Source organism: Paenibacillus sp. FSL H7-0326 (genome assembly GCF_001955535.1).
Classification (GTDB): Bacteria; Bacillota; Bacilli; order Paenibacillales; family Paenibacillaceae; genus Paenibacillus; species Paenibacillus shunpengii.
Map to the genome: position 1 here is coordinate 500,694 of NZ_MPVN01000001.1, position 25,889 is coordinate 526,582.

General features: G+C 45.2%; 24 protein-coding genes. All 24 read right to left on the minus strand.

Annotation, left to right across the window (positions count from 1 at the left end; all coding sequences use genetic code 11):
• Positions 1 to 28: 28 nt before the first annotated feature.
• A complete protein-coding gene (locus tag BK126_RS02155) occupies positions 29 to 433 on the minus strand; it encodes a PaaI family thioesterase (RefSeq protein WP_076311079.1) in 405 nt (134 codons plus the stop codon).
• Between the two features lie 170 nt (positions 434 to 603).
• On the minus strand, positions 604 to 1,053 hold the full coding sequence (locus BK126_RS02160; RefSeq protein WP_076311080.1) for a YlbF/YmcA family competence regulator: 450 nt from the start codon (positions 1,051 to 1,053) through the stop codon (positions 604 to 606).
• Positions 1,054 to 1,120: 67 nt separating this feature from the next.
• Positions 1,121 to 2,674: a tRNA (N6-isopentenyl adenosine(37)-C2)-methylthiotransferase MiaB gene (miaB, locus tag BK126_RS02165; protein WP_076311081.1), complete on the minus strand. Its 1,554-nt coding sequence runs from the start codon at positions 2,672 to 2,674 to the stop codon at positions 1,121 to 1,123.
• 244 nt (positions 2,675 to 2,918) lie between these two features.
• The gene (gene pduL, locus BK126_RS02170; protein WP_076311082.1) at positions 2,919 to 3,491 is read right to left on the minus strand and encodes a phosphate propanoyltransferase; all 573 of its coding nucleotides are present in this window, start codon (positions 3,489 to 3,491) and stop codon (positions 2,919 to 2,921) included.
• Positions 3,492 to 3,600: 109 nt separating this feature from the next.
• Complete coding sequence (locus tag BK126_RS02175) at positions 3,601 to 4,557, minus strand: dipeptidase (protein ID WP_076311083.1); 957 nt, start codon at positions 4,555 to 4,557, stop codon at positions 3,601 to 3,603.
• A 170-nt stretch (positions 4,558 to 4,727) separates the two neighbouring features.
• Entirely contained in the window at positions 4,728 to 4,988 is a 261-nt protein-coding gene (locus BK126_RS02180; RefSeq protein ID WP_019005392.1) for a stage V sporulation protein S, read from the minus strand.
• 271 nt (positions 4,989 to 5,259) lie between these two features.
• Positions 5,260 to 6,057, minus strand: coding sequence for a TIGR00282 family metallophosphoesterase (locus BK126_RS02185; RefSeq protein WP_076311084.1), 798 nt, complete (start codon positions 6,055 to 6,057; stop codon positions 5,260 to 5,262).
• Positions 6,058 to 6,175: 118 nt separating this feature from the next.
• Positions 6,176 to 7,723 carry a ribonuclease Y gene (gene rny, locus BK126_RS02190; RefSeq protein ID WP_076311085.1) on the minus strand — a complete coding sequence of 516 codons (1,548 nt, stop codon included), beginning with the start codon at positions 7,721 to 7,723 and terminating at the stop codon, positions 6,176 to 6,178.
• 317 nt (positions 7,724 to 8,040) lie between these two features.
• A complete protein-coding gene (locus tag BK126_RS02195) occupies positions 8,041 to 8,778 on the minus strand; it encodes a regulatory protein RecX (protein WP_076311086.1) in 738 nt (245 codons plus the stop codon).
• A gap of 110 nt (positions 8,779 to 8,888) precedes the next feature.
• Positions 8,889 to 9,950, minus strand: a complete 1,062-nt coding sequence (gene recA, locus BK126_RS02200) for a recombinase RecA (protein WP_047909651.1) — start codon at positions 9,948 to 9,950, stop codon at positions 8,889 to 8,891.
• Positions 9,951 to 10,209: 259 nt separating this feature from the next.
• Positions 10,210 to 11,475, minus strand: coding sequence for a competence/damage-inducible protein A (locus tag BK126_RS02205; protein ID WP_076311087.1), 1,266 nt, complete (start codon positions 11,473 to 11,475; stop codon positions 10,210 to 10,212).
• A 137-nt stretch (positions 11,476 to 11,612) separates the two neighbouring features.
• On the minus strand, positions 11,613 to 12,200 hold the full coding sequence (gene pgsA, locus BK126_RS02210) for a CDP-diacylglycerol--glycerol-3-phosphate 3-phosphatidyltransferase (protein WP_076311088.1): 588 nt from the start codon (positions 12,198 to 12,200) through the stop codon (positions 11,613 to 11,615).
• A gap of 231 nt (positions 12,201 to 12,431) precedes the next feature.
• Positions 12,432 to 12,923, minus strand: a complete 492-nt coding sequence (locus BK126_RS02215) for a YajQ family cyclic di-GMP-binding protein (protein WP_047909654.1) — start codon at positions 12,921 to 12,923, stop codon at positions 12,432 to 12,434.
• A gap of 157 nt (positions 12,924 to 13,080) precedes the next feature.
• Positions 13,081 to 14,076, minus strand: coding sequence for a helix-turn-helix domain-containing protein (locus BK126_RS02220; protein ID WP_076311089.1), 996 nt, complete (start codon positions 14,074 to 14,076; stop codon positions 13,081 to 13,083).
• A 78-nt stretch (positions 14,077 to 14,154) separates the two neighbouring features.
• A complete protein-coding gene (locus BK126_RS02225; protein WP_076311090.1) occupies positions 14,155 to 14,922 on the minus strand; it encodes a DUF3388 domain-containing protein in 768 nt (255 codons plus the stop codon).
• A 187-nt stretch (positions 14,923 to 15,109) separates the two neighbouring features.
• Positions 15,110 to 15,364, minus strand: a complete 255-nt coding sequence (locus tag BK126_RS02230; RefSeq protein WP_047909657.1) for a DUF3243 domain-containing protein — start codon at positions 15,362 to 15,364, stop codon at positions 15,110 to 15,112.
• 109 nt (positions 15,365 to 15,473) lie between these two features.
• On the minus strand, positions 15,474 to 16,244 hold the full coding sequence (gene ymfI, locus BK126_RS02235; RefSeq protein WP_076311091.1) for an elongation factor P 5-aminopentanone reductase: 771 nt from the start codon (positions 16,242 to 16,244) through the stop codon (positions 15,474 to 15,476).
• Positions 16,244 to 17,524 (minus strand): EF-P 5-aminopentanol modification-associated protein YfmH, encoded by a 1,281-nt coding sequence (gene yfmH, locus BK126_RS02240; RefSeq protein ID WP_076311092.1) that lies wholly within the window; start codon positions 17,522 to 17,524, stop codon positions 16,244 to 16,246. The genes ymfI and yfmH overlap by 1 nt, the downstream gene beginning before the upstream one ends.
• 3 nt (positions 17,525 to 17,527) lie before the next feature.
• Positions 17,528 to 18,808, minus strand: coding sequence for an EF-P 5-aminopentanol modification-associated protein YfmF (gene yfmF, locus BK126_RS02245; protein WP_076311093.1), 1,281 nt, complete (start codon positions 18,806 to 18,808; stop codon positions 17,528 to 17,530).
• Positions 18,809 to 18,984: 176 nt separating this feature from the next.
• Entirely contained in the window at positions 18,985 to 19,839 is an 855-nt protein-coding gene (sleB, locus tag BK126_RS02250; RefSeq protein ID WP_076311094.1) for a spore cortex-lytic enzyme, read from the minus strand.
• A gap of 271 nt (positions 19,840 to 20,110) precedes the next feature.
• Positions 20,111 to 22,759, minus strand: a complete 2,649-nt coding sequence (locus BK126_RS02255; protein WP_076311095.1) for an FtsK/SpoIIIE family DNA translocase — start codon at positions 22,757 to 22,759, stop codon at positions 20,111 to 20,113.
• A gap of 89 nt (positions 22,760 to 22,848) precedes the next feature.
• Positions 22,849 to 23,073, minus strand: coding sequence for a YlzJ-like family protein (locus BK126_RS02260; protein WP_076311096.1), 225 nt, complete (start codon positions 23,071 to 23,073; stop codon positions 22,849 to 22,851).
• Positions 23,070 to 23,789, minus strand: a complete 720-nt coding sequence (locus tag BK126_RS02265; protein WP_076312510.1) for a ClpP family protease — start codon at positions 23,787 to 23,789, stop codon at positions 23,070 to 23,072. Before BK126_RS02265 ends, BK126_RS02260 begins: the two co-directional genes overlap by 4 nt.
• 238 nt (positions 23,790 to 24,027) lie before the next feature.
• Positions 24,028 to 25,707: a ribonuclease J gene (locus BK126_RS02270; protein WP_076311097.1), complete on the minus strand. Its 1,680-nt coding sequence runs from the start codon at positions 25,705 to 25,707 to the stop codon at positions 24,028 to 24,030.
• Between the last annotated feature and the right edge of the window lie 182 nt (positions 25,708 to 25,889).

Here is a 25,889-nt window from a genome sequence, read left to right on the forward strand (position 1 = left end):
CGCGATAATGATTCACCTACAGACATTGCTATTTCTTAGGAATAACCAAACGGAAAGAGGCGGTTGCCATACATCCGATGACTCCATCGGCATTTCTAACTTCTGAAGTCGTGGTCAGACTTCTCCCCGCCTCATGGATAACTTTGGCTGTCACGATTAATTCCCCTTCTCTCATCGGAGCAAGATAGTGGACATTCAGATTCGTTGTGACACAGTGATCCAGCTGCTTGGCATGAACAGCAGCCATTCCCATCGTTTGATCCATTAATGACGATAATACTCCGCCGTGAATGATTCCCATTGAATTTGTATGCTTCTTTCCTGCCGTTATCGCTATTGTAATTTCATCCTCTGTTACACTGATGAGCCTGCACCCGAGTAATCCCCAAAAGCGTTCATCAGCATCCTTTATCATTTCTTCTACAATATTCATGGATGTCCCCCCTAGATGTAAAATTATAATTCCCTGAATCAATTTCATAATACCGTCGTTATTTAATAAAGGGATATCATTATATATTTAATGTTTCATTGGTTGTTCGGTTGTGCTTGTAATTTTACATAAAAAGAGCGCGGAAATGTTGAAATTCCGCACTCTTGTCTTTAGTCACATCTTGACGGAGGAGCTTCCGTACCCGTCTCGACATTTACTTTTTCCGACACGGTATCATGTATTACTGAAATGACAAGCTGCAGCAGATAATTGATGTCACTCTGGCTTTGCTGAAATTCCGTTACCAGAGGAATATTGTCAATTTCGTCCTGAAGCTCCTCAATTTCACGTTCAATTTTTTCAACCATTTCTTTATTTTGAAACGATTCGAACGCAACGATTTCTTTTTGCTTTTTCTTCATCTTCTGAATTAGGCCTTGAACTCGCTCATGCTCACGAATCTTTAGCTCCGCCTGTTTAAAGTGCTGCACTTCTTCACTAGTGCCGATCAAATCGGCCAGTTCTTTTGCCTTTACCATAATATCATCGCGTATAATGAGATCTCGCGTATTAAATGAAGGCATACCATATTGATTGACTTTAACTCTATCTTCTGCCATGAATGATCGCTCCATTCTTGATTTGAATTTCTCACCCTGCAATGTCATGCTGTCTGTTGGTGTGTGGTTACTGGTTCGCTGCTTGAGGCAGAGACACGAGTTCACCTTTAATATACCATGATTTAGCGTCTGTAATTTCAACCTGTACGAAGGTACCGATCAAATCCTTGGATCCTTCGAAGTGAACCAGCTTGTTGCCGCGTGTACGACCCGAGAGCACGGCTTCATTGTTCTTACTCTCGCCCTCAACCAGAACCTCAACGACTTGTCCCTTCATCCGCTCGTGTGCCTCATAGCTGTACTCCTGAACCGCTTTGTTCAGACGCTGCAGCCGTTCCTTTTTAACTTCCATCGGTACATTGTCTTCCATGACCGCCGCAGGTGTTCCCTCACGTGGAGAATAAATGAAGGTGTATGCAAAATCATATCCCACTTCACGAACGAGCGACAACGTTTCTTCAAATTGCTCATCGGTTTCGCCCGGGAAGCCCACAATAATATCCGTTGTAAGCACGGCATTGGGAATCGACTGTTTAATTTTACTTGCGAGCTCTAAATAACGCTCTCTTGTATACTTGCGGCTCATTTTCTTCAGAACTGCTGTGCTGCCGGACTGAACCGGCAAATGGATATGCTCTACCAAGTTTCCGCCCTTAGCAAGAACTTCGATCAGATGATCGTCGAAATCACGTGGATGTGAAGTCGTGAATCTGACCCGTGGAATATCAATCTTGCGAATCTCATCCATGAGATCACCGAAGCCATACTTGATATCCGTGAAGTCTTTTCCGTAAGCATTCACGTTTTGTCCAAGCAGTGTAATCTCTTTGAAGCCCTGACGAGCAAGATCCCGAACTTCCGCTATAACATCCTCCGGACGGCGGCTCCGCTCCTTACCACGCGTAAATGGTACGATGCAGTATGTACAGAATTTGTCACAGCCGTACATAATGTTGACCCACGCCCGCATTCCTTGACGCTTCTTCGGCATATTCTCAATAATATCGCCTTCTTTGGACCAGACTTCTACCACCATTTCTTTACTGAAGAATGCTTCATTAATGAGGTGCGGCAGTCTGTGAATATTATGAGTACCAAAGATCATGTCTACGAAACCATGCTTTTGGAGAATTCGATTGACTACAGTTTCCTCCTGAGACATACAGCCGCAAACGCCGAGCAGAAGGTCAGGCTTCTCTGTCTTCAGATGCTTCAAATGGCCAAGCTCTCCGAACACTTTATCTTCTGCATTCTCACGAATAGCACAGGTATTAAGCAGAATGATATCCGCCTCTTTGCGATCCTCTGTTGGCTGGTAGCCCATTTCCTCCAGAATCCCCTTGATCGTTTCTGAGTCGTGCTCATTCATTTGACAGCCATAGGTATATACAAGATAATGCTTCCCTTTACCGATCGTTCTCATCTCTTCGGGAACTGCGCTCTCATATATGACCTGAATGTCTTCTTTACCCCGTTGCTTCTCACGTCTATGGTCAGGCTCCGAAATAATATTGATCTCCCGTCCACGAATCCGGATTTTCTTACCAAACTCATCTTCCGAAATGACTTTCGCATCCGAAAAATCAAAATATTTGGAGTAATCTTTCTTCTCTTTCGCCATGGTCACACGGTCACTCCTTACGCTGAATCTATTTCACAATGATAAGCATCAATGATTGAAACACAAGTGCCTCCACTAACAAAAAAGGCATTACACCAAATTATAACATGCTTTATTATGCATATCCACAATCCTTCACTGAAGGGATTTTTAAAATCGGCACTCTTATAAGAAAATGAGGGTTGTCCCTCTGGAATAAAGCTCCAAAGTGAACAACCCTCATAATATAGTCGTTAATTAACTATTAATCGATGATTTCAGCTACGTCGCCAGTTTTAGCTCCAGCGGCATTCGCTTCATCTGTATCAATGTGCATATCCAGTGCGAAGGAATCAGATACACGGGCGATGACATTCTCAAGAACCAAGCCACGCTCGCCGCCGAGACGAACCTTCAGCATTTCTTTATCCTTGATATTCCATTTCTCCGCATCCGAAGTATGGAAATGAATGTGTCTAGCAGCAACAATGACGCCCTCTTCAAGTGTAACCTCACCTGCTGGCCCTTTCAGTGTCACACCAGGTGTTCCATCAATGGAGCCTGATTCACGAACAGGTGCTTTAATACCGATCGCAAAGGAATCTGTACGTGAAATCTCAAGCTGGCTCGCAGGACGAGCTGGTCCAAGAATACGCACTTTATCGAATTGACCTTTCGTGCCGATAACGGCAACAGTCTCATTTGCAGCAAATTGTCCAGGTTGGGACAACGGTTTAAATTCAGTCAATTGGTATCCAGCGCCAAACAGCACCTCAATGTGCTCTTGCGTCAAATGGATATGGCGTGCTGATACGCCTACAGGTACAGTTTTACTCATGTTTACTAACACTCCTTGTCTCTCTATCTGTAATGCTCCATCCATTATTATACCCATATTAAGAACAAAATGAAAAGTCATCCCGACATTTCGGATGACTTTAATCGCTTCAACGTCCTATGGTCTTCAAGTTTTCCTCCATAAATGACAAAATATTGTCATACATGAAGCCTCTTACGACGGATTCGGGATAATGCTTCACCAGCGAGTTTACGAGTTCTGGATATTGTCCCGGATGCTCCAGCCCGTGTATCCATTCATAAATTCCATCAAAATCCGATCCGAACATCAAATGCTTCTCTCCTCCAAGCTCACAGACTCGTTCAATATGCTTCAGTAGATCTGAGATCTTCACCGTTCCCTTCTCCTTGACAAACCATGGGACGAAGGTCATTCCCATTCTTCCATCCAAGGCGACGATGGCCCGAATCTGATCGTTAGTCAAATTTCTCGGATGCGGGCAAATACTTCGGGCATTGGAATGTGAAGCAATAAAAGGCTGAGATGAAGCATCTGCCAGCTCCCAAAATCCTGCCTCGGACAAATGGGAAACATCCATTAGCATGCCAATCTCATTACATCTGTGAATTAGGGTTCTTCCTTTGTTCGTGAAACCTCCATTTCTTGCTTCGAGGATGCCGTCTGCTGCCCAATTGGCATGATTCCAAGTGATGCCGACAAACCGGACACCAAGAAGGTAGCACAGCTCCAAATAAAAGAGATTGCCTTCCAGTCCGTCAACGCCTTCAAGTGATAGAAGCCCCCATTGTCCACCCCTCAAGTTGTCGAAGCTCTTCCGAAGATAAGCTGCATCTTCTTTGGACTGCACCAATTTTAAGCCGAGCTGGTTGTATATCTCTATCTGTTTCATAATATGCTCAAATCGAAGAGTCCCCAGCTTCTCCGATAGATATATAGCAAAGGTTTGCAGAATGACATTACCTTCTTCGAGTCGATGGTGAGTTACGTCGAGGCCCGGACCGTTTAAGAACTGAAGCTCCGAATTCATTTGGATTTTGCTGAGCACATCACAATGCATGTCAACCACAGGTATTCGATTCGCCATGACCGTCTCTCCTTGATCGGGATTAAACACTTTCTATTTATATATGCAGTTCCTAAGTGTGGCCAACCTATATATTTCTTCTAGAGCTATCCATCGTGCCGCAAATAACGCAAAAAAGCCTGTTTGCATCAATGGCAAACAGGCTTCAAGACGAGTAAGGAATCAGCATGCTATCTCGGCTCAACAATCAGTTTGATGGCTGTTCGATCCTCCCCATCAATGACGATGTCCGTGAAGGCAGGAATACAGATCAGATCAACTCCGCTCGGTGCCACGAATCCCCGGGCAATGGCAACTGCTTTTATCGCTTGATTAAGAGCTCCCGCTCCAATCGCCTGTAACTCAGCATTTCCTCTTTCTCTGAGAACACCGGCTAATGCACCTGCGACTGAATTCGGATTGGACTTGGCTGAAACTTTTAATACTTCCATGATAAGTACCTCCCCTGGGAATAGGATGATGGAATGTTTTCAAATGCATGGTCCAACAAACATGTGACAAATGCAGCAACTTGAACAGCTTGATCCACGTTCCTTTTTGTTAGCACGGAAGTCCGTTTCAATACATCGGTGCGATCTTTTTGTTGAACAGACTCTAATAAATGTTATTCGCGAGATACAAAAAAATTCCTTCTTTTTTGCATTCCATCCCATGATGCACTGAACGGTGAAGATGAAAGCCCCGCCTTGTTATGAGGAGCTTTTATTCCATGCGCCACTCGTCTTCCATAAGTCTGATCTTCTCGATCTTCATTGCTCTGCCGGTGGACTCCTCGATCTCAACGACTACCGCGTGGAAGTGCCACTTCCCTTCATCGACATTGAACCGAACCGGCAAGCCCGTAAGGAATTTCTGCAGTACAGCATCCCGCTTCATGCCGAGTATGCCGTCTCTTGGTCCTACCATGCCAACGTCTGTAATCACAGCCGTTCCTTCTGGCAGGATACGCTCATCATTGCTTTGGACGTGTGTGTGCGTCCCTACAACCATGGAGGCTCTTCCGTCAAGATACCAGCCCATCGCAATCTTCTCCGAAGTGGCTTCTGCATGGAAGTCGACTAGAATGCACTTATGCTTCTTCTTGAGCTCATCCACCAACTCATCTGCTTTGCGGAAGGGACAATCCAGCGGCGGCAAAAAGGTACGGCCTTGAAGATTAACAATGGCTAGCTCTTTACCGTTAGCCTTGATTACGGCATGACCGTTGCCTGGAGTCGTGTTATCCGGAAAATTGGCCGGCCGAATCAAACGCGGCTCATCCTCAATGAACTCGAAAATATCCCGATTATCCCATGTGTGATTCCCCATGGTAATGCCGTGAATTCCCCAATCGAAAAATTGTCTGGCGATCGCTTGAGTGATACCGCGGCCAGACGCTGCATTCTCACCATTGGCAATAATGATGTGAGGATTGTATTTCGATTTGAGATAAGGTAAATTTTCTTTCACTGCTGTACGACCAACGCTGCCTACAATGTCACCTATGAATAAAACTTTAATGTGCGTTGCCTCCTTATTAACCCAATTAATAAATCAAGAATCATCTATGAATGAGAAAAGTGGCCGTTATCCGGCCACTTTCTTACGTTCATTCTTATTCAAGGATTATGCATAATCCTTATTTAGCATATTCCACTGCACGTGTCTCTCTAAGGACCGTAACCTTGATGTGTCCAGGGTAATCCAGCTCATTCTCGATCATTTTGGAAATATCTCGAGCTAAGCGGAATGACTCTGCATCATCAATCTTGTCCGGCTGAACCATAACACGAATCTCGCGTCCTGCTTGAATGGCATATGATTTCTCAACACCTTCAAACGATTCTGAGATCGCTTCGAGCTTCTCCAGACGCTTGATGTAGGTTTCGAGCGTTTCACGACGTGCACCTGGTCTTGCTGCTGACAGAGCGTCAGCTGCACCCACCAGCATCGCAATCACTGAAGTTGCTTCCGCATCTCCATGGTGAGAGGCAATACTGTTGATTACAACCGGATGTTCTTTGTATTTCTTCGCCAGCTCCACACCAATTTCCACGTGTGAGCCTTCCACCTCGTGATCCAGTGCTTTACCGATATCATGAAGGAGCCCGGCACGTTTGGCAAGCACGATGTCTTCGCCAAGCTCTCCAGCCATAAGCCCTGTTAAATATGCGACTTCCATCGAATGCTTCAGTACGTTCTGTCCATAGCTTGTACGGAATTTCAAACGGCCCAAAATCTTGATCAAATCCGGATGAAGACCGTGTACTCCCACTTCGAAAGTAGCTTGTTCTCCATACTCACGAATGCGTTCATCCACCTCTTTGCGAGACTTCTCAACCATCTCTTCAATTCGAGCTGGATGAATACGTCCATCAGCCACCAATTTCTCCAAGGCGGTACGGGCAATCTCACGGCGAATCGGATCAAATCCAGACAATATAACCGCTTCCGGTGTATCATCGATAATGAGGTCAATCCCAGTAAGGGTTTCAAGAGCACGAATGTTACGGCCTTCACGACCGATAATACGGCCCTTCATTTCTTCATTAGGCAGTGTTACAACAGATACGGTTGTTTCCGCAACATGGTCTGCTGCACAACGCTGAATCGCCAAGGTAATAATTTCACGAGATTTCTTGTCAGCTTCTTCCTTCGCCTGCTGTTCAATCTCTTTAATCATCTGAGCTGTTTCCAGTCGAACCTCTTGCTCTACGTTAGACAAGATGATGCTTCTCGCATCCTCCATCGTCAGATTAGAAATTCGCTCAAGCTCAGTGACCTGACTCTTGTAGATCATTTCAATTTGCTGCTGTGTTTCATCAATACGTTTCTCTTTGTTGGCCACTTGTTCTTCTTTGCGTTCCAAGGACTCCAATTTTTTATCCAGCGACTCTTCCTTTTGCAACAATCGTCTTTCTTGTCGTTGAACTTCATTTCGACGCTCACGAATGTCTTTTTCAGCTTCGGTACGTACACGATGGACTTCGTCCTTTGCTTCTAGTACCGTTTCTTTCTTCAGCGCCTCTGCATCCTTTCTCGCATTCTCTACGATTTGGACAGCAGCTTCTTCAGCGCTAGAAATTTTAGCCTCAGCTAAAGATTTGCGAATAAAATATCCGGCAAGGAACCCAATAACCCCAGTAGCTAAAGCGGCAACAACGAGAATCAAGATGTCTACACCCATTATGTTCACCTCCTCGTTGATTCCTCCAAGGGATTTATCCTTGGGATATTTGCAATTGTTGTGTTCAAATCTTACACATTTTACAAAAATGGAAACGGTCGCAATCACCGTCTTCTTGTTGTACACGCAAAGCATGTACATATTACCATCGACAAAAGCGATGGTCTTACATCAATAAATGAGTGCACCATACGAAGGTCGAACAAAGGATTTTTTTGGAAGGAAAAAATACTTATTCGCATATGGTACTCATGTACATTTTAGTATTCGTGTTAAGAAATTGTCAAGAGAATGCGCTTTTTATGGTATGGGCCTATTTAGTCGATCATATCCTCTTCATCCACTTCCCCTGCATACTCATCCGCATACTGTGATTGAAGCTGTCCGATGACCTTCCTTGTGACCTCTCCAGAATATCCACGGCGCATTAAGAAGGGGTAGGTTTTACGTTTCTTCTCGAGCAGATCTCCTTTAACCTGATCCCACTTCTTGCGTCCAGCAGTCATCGCGCTGTCCCATTCTTCCTCTAGACTGACTTCGCCAAGAGCAACCTGAATATGTTCTTTGGCTATCCCTTTTTGCCGGAGCTCCTGCCCTACCCACAGTTTCCCCTTTCGGTGGTTGGAAATACGCTGTCTAGCCCATTCTTTTGCATAGAATGAATCATCAATCAGCCTCTCTTGCTCCAGCCTTGATAATACATCTTCAATTATTGAATCCACATATTCCTTTTGCTTCAGCTTCTGTGCCATCTCATGCCTTGTCCGCGGCTTCCGTTCCAGGAATTTTAGACTTTGTACATAAGCTCGCTGTTTCTCATCAGCGATAACAATTTCTTCAAGCTCCGTTTTGTGAAATGAATTTCCCTTGATCATTCGGTACTTGATCATTACGTCTTCCAATACAGACAGCTCATATGAACCAAATGATATCATATACCTCGCTTCACGCCCTCGCAGCTTCTCCACTCGGGTGATCTCTAGTGATTCATTAGGAAAATGGGAGACACCCTGCTCTATGTCCTGGATCATATCCTGCTCGTAATTGTCGTTCATCCTGTGTCTCTCACTTCCCTCATAACTAAATTTGTGGTGCATTCGTATAACTAGACAAAAAACCGCAGATCAAAGTGAGCTGCGGTTTACAGAAAATCAAAAGAATACTATTATTCTATTTCGAACAATTCCTGTTCTTCTTCAGCTTCCTTCGCTTTCTCAGCATCAGACTGAGCTGGAACAGTCGTTGTCAAGTTGCTTGCTTCACGCACTTTCAGCTCAATAGTTTGTGTAAGCTCAGGATTCTCCTTCAAGAACTGCTTCGAATTCTCACGGCCTTGGCCTAAACGATCACCGTTATAGGAATACCACGCACCACTCTTATCCACGATGTTGTATTCTGTGGCGATATCGAGCAGACTTCCTTCTCTGGAAATTCCTTCACCATACATAATATCAACTTCTGCTTGCTTAAATGGAGGAGCAACCTTATTCTTCACGACCTTAATCCGAGTCCGGTTCCCGACAACATCGTTCCCCATCTTGATGCTCTCTACACGGCGTACGTCAAGACGTACAGTGGAGTAGAATTTAAGAGCACGACCACCAGGAGTGGTCTCTGGGTTACCAAACATGATGCCGACTTTCTCGCGAAGCTGGTTAATGAAGATCGCAATCGTCTTCGATTTGCTGATCGCACCAGACAGCTTACGAAGAGCTTGAGACATCAGACGTGCTTGCAGACCCACGTGGGAATCTCCCATATCGCCTTCAATCTCTGCCTTCGGCACGAGTGCAGCTACAGAGTCGATAATAACGATATCAACCGCGCCACTGCGTACGAGCGCCTCTGCAATCTCTAGACCTTGCTCACCTGTGTCCGGCTGGGACAACAGCAATTCATCAATGTTAACGCCTAACTTTCTAGCGTATTGCGGATCAAGTGCATGCTCTGCATCGATAAATGCAGCTTGTCCACCTTGCTTCTGTACTTCAGCAATAGCATGAAGCGCAACGGTTGTTTTACCAGAAGATTCAGGTCCATATATTTCAATAATCCGGCCTCTAGGGAAACCGCCGGTTCCTAGTGCAATATCCAAAGCAATTGATCCACTGGGTACAATTTCGACTTGCATGTGAGTTGATTCACCCAGTTTCATAATTGAACCTTTACCAAATTGCTTCTCTATTTGACGGAGCGCCATATCCAGCGCAGCACGACGATCTGACAATAAACTCACATCCTTCTTTGTTTATAAGTATATGATACTCTCTTTATGGTCGTTTGCCAAGCATTTTTTGAGAACATACATTCGTTTTTTTTGGAGGAGCGGGCGCCCACCTGTCTCACTCTCACTTTCATATTTGGAAACAATAAAATAAAAAAGGAAGAACCAGCGCAAAACGAGTTCGCTTCGGTTCTTCCGATACATACAGTATACTGCTTCCCACGCTGGTCGTCAAACGGGTATGACCCAGGCCACAATAGCGTCAGTCCAGCTTCTCGTTCTCAACAAGCTTGCGCCACAAACGGTATAGCAGCGTTTTGGCAGAACGAATTCGAATCGTTTCCCGGTTGCCGCTCAAGTTAAGCTCGTGAATCTCTGTTTCTCCCCCGCGCTCCGCTATGCCGATATATACAAGGCCGACTTTCTTGCGCTCTGAATAACCAGGACCAGCTACTCCCGTAACCGCCAAGCCATAATCAGCATCCGTTATCATCCGAACTTGTTCTGCAAGCACTTTGGCCACTTCAGGACTAACCGCGCCAGGAGCATCCTCCCCTTCTAAGTATGCATGGGGAACGTTCAACAGCTTCTCCTTCATTTCATTTGTATAGCACACGATCCCGCCACGAAGCATGGTCCCGCTCCCCGGTATGGATGTCAGAAGCTCCATGAGCAGGCCTCCTGTACAGCTCTCTGCAGCCCCCAACGTCAGTTCACGGTCAGCCATCATCTCTACAATGACATGCTCAATAGGAATATCATGGCTTGCATACAAATGCTCCGGCAACCGCTGTTGAATCTGCACTTCAAGCTCATTCAACTTGACCATCGCTTCACTTTCGCTTCCGGCTTTGGTAGAGATACGAACCGTCACTTCACCTTCTCCAGCATACGGAGCAATCGTCGGATCGGTCTGTGCCGAAATAAGATCCTTCAGCTTATCCTCCAGCATAGATTCACCGATCCCCGCAAACTTCAGCATTTTAGAGTAGATCGGCATCTCGCCAGTAAGCGCATGCTGCTGAAGCCATGGCACAGCATGATTTGTAAACATGGGTTTCAACTCTTTGGGAGGTCCGGGCAAAATAATATAATAATGATCATCTTGAAAAATCGCATTTCCGAGAGCAAGCCCTGTCTCATTCGTAAGCGGGGTTGCCCCTTCTATTAATGTCGCTTGACGCTTGTTGTTCTCGGTCATCAGCGTTCCGCGGCTCGTAAACATTTGCTCAATCTTATCCAGAGACCGCTGTTCGATATGAAGCTCTCTGCCCAGCAGCTCAGCTACAACATCCTTTGTAATATCATCCTGAGTCGGACCAATCCCACCCGAGAAAATAATGATATCGGCTCGGCTTTGTGCCGTCTCGATCGACTGCTTCATCCGCAGCGCATTATCACCTACGACGGTTTGAAAATAAACATCAATACCGATCGCGGCAAGCTCTTTTGATAAAAACTGTGCATTCGTATTTACAATTTGTCCAAGCAACAGCTCCGTGCCTACTGCAATAATTTCTGCTTTCATGACGATGCCCCCATTTCCACTGTGTTGAATAGCTTCTATATTAGAAGCTGTTTCTCGGATACATAATTATAACTTTGAATAAAACTTTCAAAAAAAGCAATAGGATCACCTATTGCTTTTGTCAGAGAGCCCCTATTTTACGCTTTGGTTTGGGTCAGAAGATGCTTGTTCTTCACGAAATAATCAATGCCTGAGTATATCGTAATCAAGGTTGCCAGCCATATTAATATGGTATCCATCGGTATTCCGATAAAGGCAAACGGGAAATTGTTCAGCAGCAGCAGCGAAATTGCCACGATCTGAACAATCGTTTTGATCTTTCCCCAGGCACTCGCAGCAACGACAGAGCCGTCAAGCAGTGCAATCTGCCGAAGACCTGTAACCGCAAACTCTCTACTCACAATAACAACGGCAATCCACGAAGGAATGCTACCCATTTCAACCAGAGATACGAGCACAGCAGTAATAAGGAGCTTGTCTGCGAGTGGATCTAGAAGCTTGCCCAGGTTAGTAACTAGATTATGCTTTCGGGCTATATATCCATCAATACCATCCGTGCTTGCCGCAATAATGAATATTATTGCTCCAATAAGCTGGTTGTACGGCAATGTATAGTCCCCAATCTGAATCGGCGAAGGATACATATCAAAATCAACAAGCAAGAACACCATCATGACCGGAATCATAAAAATTCTTGCCAGTGTAATCCGGTTAGGTAAATTCAAAAAAAAGCGCCTCCCCTTTACATCGTACTATTAGGAACAAGCATCAGGCTGCTCCAAGTCTTTTCTGCCTGAGATATGTAATAGTAATAACAAACATACATGTCTGTATAGAAGTCCCCACCGAGTATATTATACCCCAATTTACATGTCAAAAAAGACATACGTTAAGAGGAACGCAATGAACAGCATCATTTGCATCATTTACATAGGCGATAGTGTAAGAACAGCAGTTTACTTCATATTCGTAAATTGCAGATCCAGTGGAAGATCACTTGAGCGCAGCAATTGAATAATCGCTTGAAGATCATTTTTACTCTTTCCGGTTACACGGATTTGATCTCCTTGAATCTGGCTCTTCACCTTCAGTTTGGAATCCCGAATCAGAATATTAATCTTCTTCGCATTGTCCTGATCAATTCCCTGTTTGAAGCCAAGACGCTGCCTTACAGTTCCCATAGAAGCAGGTTCAATCTTGCCGTAATCCAAATTTTTGAGAGGGAGACCTCTCTTCACCATCTTGGATTGCAGTACGTCAATTACTGCATTCAGCTTGTATTCATCATCCGAAACAATGATGAGTGCGTCCTTCTCAATCTTCAGGCTGCTCTTGCTTCCCTTAAAATCATACCGACTCCCTATTTCCTTCTCTGCTTGTGTAACTGCGTTCGTTAATTCTGCCAAATCGAGTTTGGATACAATATCAAATGAACTTTCTGAACTCATGTTAACAACACTTCCCTTCGATGTAATTTGACCTTGTGTACCATTATATTAAAACCATAGATGTGAAGTCTAATCATGGCGTTTAAGGTATGTCCTACACGATATCTCGTAAAAACATGTACAGCGAATGCGCTGTACATGTTCGATGAGACCTATTTTATTGACCGTCTTCAGAGCCCGGTTCACTATCGCTGTTCGTACCCTCTTGTGCAGAACCATTATTTTCGCCTTCAGCCAGCCGAAGTAAAATACGATTCGTCGACTTGCCGTCCGTCACCACTTGACCATTTACAGTGATTTCCGTCGCTGGGGCATAGCCTGACTTGATGTACATCCCTTCCGAGGTCAACTCGAAGCTATGATTGTCTCCAGCTGTTGTGTTGCCATATACCAATTGTTCCCCGCTTGAATTTTCACCTTTATAGACCTCCAGCCAACTTCCACCTGAAGCGTTAATCTCAACGGTAATTGGTTCTTCCGCACTTCCGCCGGTCACATCAAAAATGGTAATGTTGCCTGAAGTGCCGCTTTCTGTAACGGTCACGGGAATATCCTCTACTGGTTCTTCGTCCACAGGTTCTTCTTCCTGGCCTGTCCCTTCTTCAGGTGCTGTTGCATCTGGATTCTCCTCACCGTTCGGATCACCACCGCCTACTTCAGATCCAGGATCTTCCGCATCTTCACCAGCATCTGGCTCAGGTGTAGTCGTTGAAGGCTGGTTATCCGTTTGTTCTGTAGATGGCTCGTTTGGATCTTCTGCCTGGTTTAAGGTAGGCACCCAATAGAAATAAATAAGTACCAATATTAATGCTAAGAAAGTCCATGGCAGCACAATAGACAGCCATTTATTGTTCCGTTCTGCCTGCGGACGGCTGGAACGCTTCTGCATGACAGGTTCCATGGTGGCTTCCTGCTCCGGAGCAGGAACATCCTTCTTGTGACCCTCCAGCAGCTCCTCAGGATTCAAGCCCACCGTCTCTGCATAGGTTTTAATAAACGCCCGCACATAGAAGCTGCCTGGCAGCACTTTGTAGTCACCCGATTCAATCGCTTCGAGATACCTTTTTCTAATCTTAGTCATCTCTTGAACGTCATCAAGACTCAATCCTTTTTGCAGCCGGGCCTCCTTCAACTGCTGACCCAGTTCAGACATGCCAATTCCTCCTCATTCTTTCGTATTCGCTAAGATGTTTGTATATATAAACACATTTCTTTAAATTGTCATTTAATCTTATAGATCGTCTGTATAATTTGCAGTAAATGTATCATATAAAATTTCTTCATCCGGATTATTGCGAAGCTCAATAATAATATCAAAATTATTGTAGTCGTATTCAGACTCCTGAACAAAAATATCCGGATGCTCAATGACCTTGGTGCTCGGCATATTCATAATTTCCTGCAGCAGATTATAATGCTTTTCATTGGATCTAATGGTGCTCACAATACCATCAATGATAAATACATTGTTCGGATTCATCTCGTCCTCCGACATTTGACTTCTGATCGTTTGACGAAGGAGCGTAGAAGAAACAAAAGTCCATCGCTTCATAGCACAAACACTGCCTGCAATAATAGATTCCGTCTTGCCCACTCGCGGCATCCCGCGAAGACCAATGACATGATTACCTTCTCTCTTGAATACTTCACCCAAAAAGTCCACAAGGAGACCCAGTTCGTCACGGGTAAAGCGGAACGTCTTACGGTCATCCGAATCGCGATCAATATATCTGCCATGACGCACGGCCAATATATCAACAAGCCTCGGCGCACGAAGCGCAGTCACCGTAATATTGTTAACCTTCTTGAGCATTTCTCCAAGAAGCTTTATTTTCTCATCGTCGTCAGATTCAAGAAGCATACCTCTTGTCTTGCCCTCGACTCCGTTTATTGTCAAAATGTTCACTTCGAGCATACCCAGCATTGATGCAATATCACCTAATAAGCCAGGTCTGTTCTTATGTATTTTATACTCCATATACCACTGTTTGTACTCCATTTAAACACCTCTGAAGCCTTATTCCTCATCATTCGACATAATCAGCACATTTTTATATAAAAATGTTGCATCTGACATCCATCAAACACGGGTCTTACTTATGATATATAAAATAAAAATGAATTACAAGAACACGAATGTAACAATTAGAGAAAAGCCCCCTTGCGGGAGCTCTCCTATGCACGAGTTATGCATTTTTCTTGGCCAATTTGACCATAAGTTTTGCGATGGTGCGACGTTCTTCATCATCGCCCACATCCCACAGTTCTTTTAATGCGCGGTTGGATTGGTTAGCAGGATCGACTTTCTCATCAAGGAAATCACCAATCTCATAAGCCAATTTGTTAATTACATCCTGGCTCATCCCCAATTTTTCGGCTTGCACGACACGCTCACCTAGAAACTTCTTCCATGCATCATAGTTACTCACTACTGTTGACATTATTAAATCCTCCTTTGCACAAAGCATGAGATTTAAAAGTGGGCAGTAGTTAATATGAGCAGATGAAGTTCCTTATATACTGGTTAGTTTATACAACAGTGCAACCGTGTTATGTCAGCCAGCCGCCATTCGGCGATATGATCTGACCATTAATGTAGCCCGACTCCGGCAGTGCCAGGAAGTAAACAAGCGAAGAGATTTCATCCGGTTTTGCCAGCCTGCCTGCTGGAATCTCCTCTTCGATCGATTTGATCTCATCCGGATCAAACGACTGCATCATTTCAGTCTCTACAGCACCTGGGGCAACAGCATTAACGGTAACGCCTGAAGGAGCAAGCTCCTTGGCCAGTGCTTTGGTGAAGGCATTGATGCCGCCCTTGGTTGTTGAATAGAGCACCTCACAGGAGGCGCCCGAGATTCCCCATATCGAAGAAACATTGATAATGCGTCCATAACGCTGCGATATCATGTGCGGCATAAACATTTGGGTACACAAAAACACACCCTTTAAATTCAGCGCCATAACCGCGTCCCATTCTTCTTCTGACACATCGCTCAGCAAACCATAGTGACTCACTCCCGCATTGTTCACTAGAATATCGGGCAGCATGCTATGTGCTTTAAGCTTCTCATACATTCTTTCGATCTGTTCCTTGCTCCGCAGATCAGCAGATACAGTCATGATTCTGCCGCCGTGATCCATGCAGCGTCTCGCCACTTCATTCGCAGCCTCGTGTGAGTTCATGTAGTGAATGACCACGTTCATCCCAATGCTTGCAAATCGTTCTGCTATGGATGCTCCAATTCCCCTGCTTGCTCCTGTAACCAGAACCGTAGTCTCCAGAATAGGCTTCATGAAGGATCCGGTTTCTCTCTCCATTAAGGACTCACCACCAATGATACGGCTAACTGTTCCCAATTCACATGCTCTTTAAGACGTCTGTTGACATCCTCCAGTGTAATCGACTCATAGATCGGCAGCACGTTGAATAAGTCCCCGCCTCTAAACTGATAACGGGTAAATTCATGTGCAATACTCTCGGGTGAATTCAGCATTCGGAGATAACCGCCCATTTTCTTTTTGCGTGTGCGTTCAAAATGAGCTGCATCAAAGCCGCTCTTCTGGATCTCCTCGACTTCCGCACGCACTCGGGAGAGCAGCAGATCCGGATCCTTGGTGTCCCCTCCGATGGCAGAGAATCGATACTGCGGTGAGCTGTTGTACTCATGACCAAAGCCGTCAGATATGAGATCTTCATCATACAGCTTCTGATACAGCTCCGTACTCGAGCCAAATAACAAATCCATCATCAATCTCGTCGTCAAATCTTCACGCAGAAGCTCTTCTCCGCGCAGCCCCTTGGTATCTTCCTTGAAACCGAATAAGCATTTAGGAAGTGAAACCGCCAGTTTTGCTTCACGCCGCTTCTCTCCTACTTCCGTCGGTTCTTGTTCAAACAAGCGCTCAATTTTTCCTTGCTTGTCATAATTTTTGCCTGCTTGATTATTTCTCACAAGGTCCATCACTTCACCTGCATCCACACCGCCTACCACAAATAACAGCATGTTGCTCGGATGATAAAATGCATTGTAGCAATCGTACAACGTTTCCTTCGTAATGGTACTGATGGACTCAACCGTTCCCGCAATGTCGATCCGAACCGGGTGCTTCTGGAACATAGCCTCAATCAATCCAAAATAAACTCGCCAGTCTGGATTATCCTGATACATGTTAATTTCCTGACCAATAATTCCTTTTTCCTTGTTTACATTCTGATCTGTGAAGTACGGATTTTGCACAAAATTAATCAACGTTTCGATATTTTTAGTGACATTCTCCGTAGCCGAGAACAAATACACGGTTTGATCAAAGCTTGTAAAGGCATTGGCGGAAGCTCCATTCGAAGCAAAGGTAGCAAAAATATCGCCTTCCGGCTCTTCAAACATTTTATGCTCCAAAAAATGGGCAATTCCATCTGGAACGCGCTGCTCCTGTTTACCCTCTACTTGAAAGTGATTATCTACGGACCCAAACTTTGTCGCAAACGTAGCATAGGTCTTCTCGAAGCCCGGCTTCGGCAGTACATATACGGAGAGTCCGTTGTCCATCACTTCATAATACAAAGTTTCCTGCAGGTGTTCATACCGTATGCTCTCCACCGGTCATTCCCCCTTCTGATCTCTCAAGAAATAAATCGTATCCAGCTCAAACGTATCCGCTGCCTTCTGGATATCTGATTTGGATAATGCTTCGATCTGTTCCAGCAGCTCCTGCGTCGTGCGCTCCTTGCCGGATAATACCCGATTGAAATCATACGAGATCATCTCAAACGCAGAATCCTGAATCTCCTTCAGCAAATTACGAATCATTGCCTTGGTCTGATTCAGCTCCAGATCACTGATGACGCCTGCCTTCAGATCAGCAAGCTGCTGATGAATGATCTCGACTGCTTTTTCATAATTCGGAATTTCAATCCCTGACTGAATGGTTGCGATGCCCTTGTGACCGTCATATCTAGAGGATGCGTAATACGCCAGGCTGTGCTTCTCACGAACATTTACGAAGAGCTTGGAATGTGGATAACCACCCAATATTCCGTTATAGGTTAATGCTGAAGCGTACTGGTCATCCCCATATGTGATCGAGGTTCGCAGGCCCATATTCAGCTTGCCCTGGCTTACATTCAATTTTTCCACCACGGTCTGAACATCACGGCGATCATGATGACCTGCTTCCGTCTTGTACTCAAATGAATGATCCCGATTCAAATGGAAGTATTTCTGAACAAGGCCCTCTACCTCTTCGAGCGTGGTATCCCCGACAACGTACAAGTCCATTCCAGCATTATTAATCCATTCTTCGTATGAAGAATATAGTGTAGCCGCATTAATCTGATCCAGCTCTGAGCGTTCACCCAGTGGATGCAGCCGGTAAGGTTCATTCTTGCACATCTCTTCTATACAGCGTTCAGCTGCATATCTCATTTTGTCATTCACGATAGATTCGAGACGCTTGCGGACCGTTTCTCGTTCGGCTTGAACATAAGAGGAGCGAAACTTTCCATTTTCTTTGGCTGGACTTGTTACAACCTCACCCAAGAAGGAGAACGAACGATCCAGCAAGCTTTCGCTGCTCTGCACAAAGGAGTCATTAATGGTATCCATACGGAATTGGATAATTTGATGATCCCCTCGTTTATATACATCAAAACCAAAGCCTGCACCATACAGCTCCTCAAGCTGCTCACGGAACTGAATGGTCTCCGGATAGGATTCGGTGCCTCTGCGAAGCACAAAGGGAATAAGCGCTGTGCTGGTAACTGTATTTTCTTTAAGAGGTGTCCCTACGTAGAGGGATATGGCAAACGTCTTAAAACGCTTGGTAGGCAGCACGTGTATGCGAATATGCTGATTGCTGCCACGTTCAAATCCTGCTTTAGTCAAGTTCCAAAACCCCTTTTTCGTTTGTCATAATTTACTTATATCTCATCATTCTAACCTATCTAAAAGCACAGAAGCAACCGGAGGACCTGCCGCCGATTGCCAGAGTGAGCATGTAAGTTAGTTGGCATGAAGGTAGGCTTATATGCTATTCGCCCCAGTCATCCCCATTCTATAACTTACAAACAGAATATATGCTGACCAATTGTTTTCACTTGCTCACGTGTCCAGATCCAAGGTGAGGTCGCTGTTCTAGGATTGAAGTAATACAAGCAGCCTCCGGTTGGATCCCAGCCGTCAATGGCTTGCAATACTGCTTTTCTAGCTTGTTCATTTGGTTCAAGCCAAATTTGTCCGTCAGCAACTGCGGTAAAAGCTCTCGGCTCGAAGATGACGCCTGATGGTGTATCTGGAAATTGAGGAGCCTTCACCCGGTTCAATATAACCGCAGCCACCGCGACTTGTCCTTCAAAAGGCTCGCCACGCGCTTCTCCGTATACGGCATTCGCCATCAGCTTGATCTCATTCTCGGTTAAGCCGAGTGAGTTGTTGCTGCCCATGCTGTCATCACTGTCGCCTGTTTTATTTCCTTGACCTGTGTTTCCTCCGCCTTGTCCTCCACCGCCAGCGTATGCTAGCCCTGGGCCAGGCTCAGTTGGACGCCAATCCTTCGTTGCGTTATACAGCTTCAGCTTCGTACTCGCTCCCACGATTCCATCCGCCTTCATTCCGAATTCGGATTGGAACCATTTCACCGAGCCCAACGTTTTTGTACCGAAATGGCTGTCTACTTTACCATAGTAATAACCTAAATATTTGAGGCGGCCCTGAAGCTCATATACATCCTTTCCGGACGAGCCGTATCTGACTTCATTCTGACTAAACGTAGGAATAGCCTCGGCTTCCTGAAGTTGTTGCTCGATACTGGATTCAGCTTGCGACACTTCATGATGATCTGTCTTTAGCAGAACACGATATGAAGTCGCTGAGATCAAGATGATGCCGGCAAGAATCCATAGATTGATTTTTCGCATGAGTAGGATCTACCTTTCTTTAATGTTCTCTTGAGAATCAATTTCACTTTACCTTTTCATGATTTATGAAATTGATTCGATGGCTACAATTATTATGTTTAGCAGTTATTGTTCCTATGCACTAACCATAGATATCGAGAACTTGTAAAAGGCTGGTAATCGTGATCTCCTCATTTTCGTTCTATATAATAAAAGACCTCTTATCCCTAGTTAAAGAGTAAGAGGCCCTGCACTAATCCAAACATTGCTGAGAGAGCATCATCTGATTAATTTATGAGCTGATTTTGTTAGCTTGGTATTGCTCTAGCGATACAAGGACTTCCCTCGGCTTGCTGCCTTCGTACGGTCCGATAATCCCTCTGGCCTCCATCGAGTCAATTAGTCTGGCAGCACGCGTGTAGCCTACCCTCATTCGACGCTGCAGTAAGGAAACCGAGGCTTGCTTAGCTTCAAGAATGATTTGGACAGCCTGCTCATATAATTCATCCTGTACTTCATCTGCCTGTTGAACCGAATCATCGATCTCTGGTACAAGCGATTCGTCGTATTCTGCGTCAGCCTGATTGCTGACATAGCTTACGATGTTCTCCACCTCTTGATCGCTCATAAATGCACCCTGAACTCGAACCGGCTTAGAAGAACCCATAGGCATAAACAGCATATCTCCCCGTCCGAGCAGCTTCTCGGCTCCGCCCATATCAAGAATGGTTCTTGAGTCGACTTGAGAGGATACACCGAAGGCGATGCGCGAAGGAATATTGGCCTTGATCACACCCGTGATGACATCAACAGATGGCCTTTGCGTCGCTATAATCAGGTGAATACCTGCTGCACGAGCCATCTGTGCAAGTCGTGCAATGGCATCCTCGACATCATTAGCGGCAACCATCATGAGATCTGCAAGCTCATCGACGATCACGACGATGTAAGGCAGCACAGCATCAGGGTTGTCCTTCATCAGATTGTTATACCCTTCGACATTACGTGTACCCGACTTCGAGAAGAGTTCATAACGTTTCTCCATCTCGACAACAATCTTCTTCAGTGCGAGAGAAGCGCGTTTGGGATCGGTGACGACAGGTGCAAGCAAATGAGGAATGCCATTGTACACATTCAGCTCCACCATCTTCGGATCGACCATGAGAAACTTCACTTCCGTAGGCTTGGCCTTATACAGAATACTCGTAATGATTCCGTTAATACATACCGATTTACCTGAACCGGTTGCACCAGCGACCAGCAAGTGGGGCATCCGGGCCAGGTTTCCAACAATCGTCTGTCCTGAGATGTCTCGGCCAAAAGCAATCGACAATTTTGATTCAGCATCCTGGAAAGTAGACGTCTCCATGACTTCCCGCATCGTGACTACCGATACTTCACTGTTAGGCACTTCAATACCTATTGCCGATTTGCCCGGGATCGGTGCCTCCATCCGAATGTCCTTAGCTGCGAGTGCGAGTGCGATATCATCTGTCAAGCTGACGATCCGGCTGACTTTAACACCGATATCCGGCTGAATCTCATATCTTGTCACAGCTGGACCTCGAACAACCTCAAGCACTTTGGCTCTGACACCAAAGCTTTCCAGCGTCGCTTCCAGCTTCCTCGCTGTCTGCTTGTAATCGTTCTGATCTCCGCCCTTACCGCTGCCATTTGGTTTACCAAGCAATCGAAAAGGGGGCAGCTTGTATGGCTTCGGCGGCTTAGCAGGAGGTTTCTGTTCGCCCGCTTCTCCTGCTGCTGACGGAGTAGAATTCAACTGTTCATTTCCACTATCACTTATCAATTCCGCATGGCCTTCAGCTGCATCCGTCATTAATTCCTCTGTCAATGGGATTTCTTCACGCCCAGAGTCCTTCGCCTCATAAGCATCATCCAGATCCTCCTCTAATACGGAACCTTCACTGCGGACATTTTCGAAGAAATCTCGAATGATAGGCGAATGAGGGTTTGTTCGATCTAACTGAGGAGTCAGATCCTGATCATTGTCCGACGCATCCTCATGCCACACTTGCTGAGAGCGGCTGGCAGGAGCTGAGGATTCACCGTATATAATTGCCCCTTCTCCATTAAGCTCCTCCTCATCATCGTGAGCTGACAAGGCTGCATTGGCATTGTTCTTCGTGCCGGTTCCTTGTCCAAACAATTGGAATAACAAAGGAACCTTTTTTCGGGAAGGAGATATGAACTCCTCCTCTTCATCCTCCACTTCCTCATGAGCTGGAACAGCCTTCGTCTTCTGTTTCGTTTGCTTCGTTTTGTGACGTACCGCTGTCTTCTTGGACGAGCTCCAGTTCTGGATCAGGGATTTCCCTGCGCGGAGAACCCGCGTTCTGAATATACGAATCAGATCGACATAGGATAAGTTCGTTATCAACATGAAGCTGATGATGAACATAACAATCATCATGAGATTCGCTCCCATGCTTCCGAACAGCCATAGCAGTGCTGCATATTCCACTGCACCTGAGTATCCGCCGCTGATGTCTTTACCAAGCATCGAAGTGTTGCTCGCTTCAGCAGGCCTTAACAGCTCTGTCTGCAAATCGATATGTATTTGAGACATCACACCGCCAGGATTCAATTCACCTATAGGACTCAGCTTCTGCTCCATGGCCGATATTGTGCTCATTAACGTCAATGCAAGAACTAACAATAGAACTCCACTTTTACGATGATTCCACCCTGATGGCCATTTACGATGAATCATCACCATTAATCCGTAATAGATACCAATTAAGGGGATGATGAAGTAAAACTTGCCGAGCAGAAGTCCAAACATTTTGGACAAGGATCGTCCTACAGTGGCTTCACCCGATAGAGCGATAACCGACAGGGTAATCAATATGATCCCATAAATCTCATATTTAAGAACCCCGCCAAGAGCTGCTCTCTTTTTCTTTTTCTTTCTTCTGGCCAAAAAGGTCACCTCCAGAAGAATATTATACCATAAGTCTACATCCGCACATATGTTCTTTTTCGTCGAATCTTGACCACAAGGACGTATGTTTAACTTTGAGCAGAGTTAAGCGAAATTTCACGCCCTGGCGTATAAGCGGAATCCAGATAATCATACAAGCTGCCATTGATCAGCCTTACGATGATCCCCGATCTTTCGTTAACAGGCATGATCTGCAACAATCGGCCTTCGATCTGCATTTCTAATAATGGAGGCTGTTCTTTCCACATTCCTTCAAAAATCTGTTCACCGGACATGATCGTATAAAGGGTCATTGTGTCATCCCTCCAGGAGAAGCGGCAGCCCTCATATCCTTTCTCGACAGGATCAGCTTATTCAGCTGAGCGATGGCTTCACCAATTCCGCCTACTGCATCCATCAGGCCATATTGAACCGCATCATTTCCACCTACCGCTGTACCGATATCTCGATTCAATTCCCCCTGCTTAAACATTAGTTCTTTGAAGTGCTCCTCCGTAATACGGGAGTGAGAGGTTACAAATCGCACAACCCGCTCTTGCATTTTCTCAATGTACTCAAAGGTCTGCGGGACCCCAATAAACAACCCGTTCATACGCACCGGGTGAATGGTCATCGTGGCACTCTCCGCAATAATGGAATACGTACTGCTGACAGCTATTGGCACCCCAATGCTATGACCTCCCCCGATGACAACAGTAACCGTTGGCTTGGACATGGAAGCAATCATTTCTGCGATTGCAAGTCCTGCTTCCACATCACCGCCGACCGTATTTAATATAATCAGAATACCTTCAATTCGTGGATTTTGCTCTGCCGCAACCAGCTGTGGGATGAGATGCTCATATTTTGTTGTTTTATTTTGGGGAGGCAAGATAAGATGCCCTTCGATTTGACCAATAATCGTCATACAGAAGATATTAGATTCTCCAGAAGGAACGGTAGTCTGTCCCAGCTCTTGAATCGTATTAACAACAGGATTAGATTTGGGCTGCTGCTCCGGCGGCAGCATTGGGGTCTCGTTCTTTGCACCTTCGCCTTTATCTTTGCCGATTAACGGATTTGTCACATCAACACTTCCTTTGAAAGTTTTGTCTTCAATATCTGGGTTAGTATGACAATTCCACAATGAATCTTATACACATGAAAAGACACGAAAAAGCCTCTTCCTCGCTAACAGGGAACCGTCCAATATTACCTGTCAGCTTAGAAGAGGCGACTGTGTGCCTTCGTTTGAAGTTATTGGTTTACTATACTTCCATAATGATTGGCAAAATCATAGGGCGACGGCGCGTTTGCTCATACAAGAAACGTCCGAGCGCGTCTTTGACATTGGTTTTGAGCGATGCCCATTCATTGACATTCTCACTCATAAGCTTCTGAAGTGTACTTGTTACAATTCGATTCGCTTCATCCAACAAGCCCTCGGATTCACGAACATACACGAATCCTCTGGAAATGATGTCAGGACCGGAAACGATCTTACCATCCTGCTTGCTAAGCGTAACGACAACAACAAGAATTCCGTCTTGTGAGAGCAGCTTGCGATCACGCAGTACGATATTTCCTACGTCGCCTACTCCAAGACCATCAATTAATACATTTCCGGAAGATACCTTGCCCGCTCTGCGAGCAGCTCCGCCCTGAATCTCAACTACTTCACCAACATCGGTAATGAAGATGTTGTCTGAATCAATGCCGACAGACTCTGCCAGCAGTGCATGACGACGCTGCATTCTAAACTCACCGTGAATCGGAATGAAATATTTCGGTTTCATCAGATTCAGCATGAGCTTCAATTCCTCTTGACTGCCGTGACCGGAAACGTGTACGCCAGAGTTAGCTCCGCTGTAGTGAACCTCAGCGCCAAGTCTGAACAACTCGTCTATTGTACGCCCTACGTATTTCTCGTTACCTGGAACTGGTGTTGCCGCAATGATAACTGTGTCTCCTGGCAGGATATCCACTTTGCGGTGAGTTGAGCGAGCCATGCGAGTAAGCGCAGACATCGGTTCTCCTTGGGAGCCTGTGCACAAGATTACAACGCGGTCTGCTGCCATCTTGCCTACTTCTTCCGGCTCAATAATCATGCCGTCAGGAATATCCAGATAACCAAGATCGGATGCAATACCTACTACATTTACCATGCTTCTCCCGATTACGGTTACTTTGCGTCCCGTAGTTTCAGCAGCGTTAATGACTTGCTGGATCCGGTGCACGTTGGATGCGAAGGTCGCAACAACGACACGCTGGCTTGCCTTACGGAAAATATCTTCCATAACGACACCCACATTTTTCTCAGAAGGGGTAAATCCTGGCTTCTCTGCGTTTGTACTGTCTGATAACAATGCCAGTACACCTTTGGAACCGATTTCTGCCATACGCTGAAGATCTGCATACTGACCATTGACTGGAGTATGATCAAATTTGAAGTCTCCCGTATGTACGACGACACCTTCTGGAGTCTCGACGCACACACCTACAGAATCAGGAATACTGTGGTTTGTCTTGAAGAAATTAACCTTAAGGCTGTTGCCAAGCTGTATTTCAGAATCCTCGTTAATGAGAATCCGCTTCGTTTCGCCAAGCAAATTAGCTTCCTTCAGCTTATTTTCTACGAGTCCGAGTGTAAGCTTCGTTCCATATACTGGTACATTTAGATGTTTGAGTACATAAGGCAATCCGCCAATATGGTCTTCATGTCCGTGTGTCAGTACAATCCCTTTTACTTTATCTCGATTTTCAGTTAAGTAGGAAATATCTGGAATGACGATATCAATGCCAAGCATATCCTCTTCTGGGAATTTTAAACCCGCATCTACGACTACAATGTCATTACCGTACTGAACAACATACATGTTCTTACCGATTTCACCGACGCCGCCCAATGCGAAAATCATCAATTTATCGTTGTTATTTTTTTTTGACAAAAGAATCTGAACCTCCTATGGTAGTTGGACGTCGTACCTTAATGATATTATTATTATTTTATTCAAAGAAACCTATAGCTTCTCAGCCGAAGTTCCCACACACTTTGCTGTTAAACAATCTATTTCAAAAATATACCGCACCCAGTCACTTGACATCATTATACATGATTAAAAACTGAAAA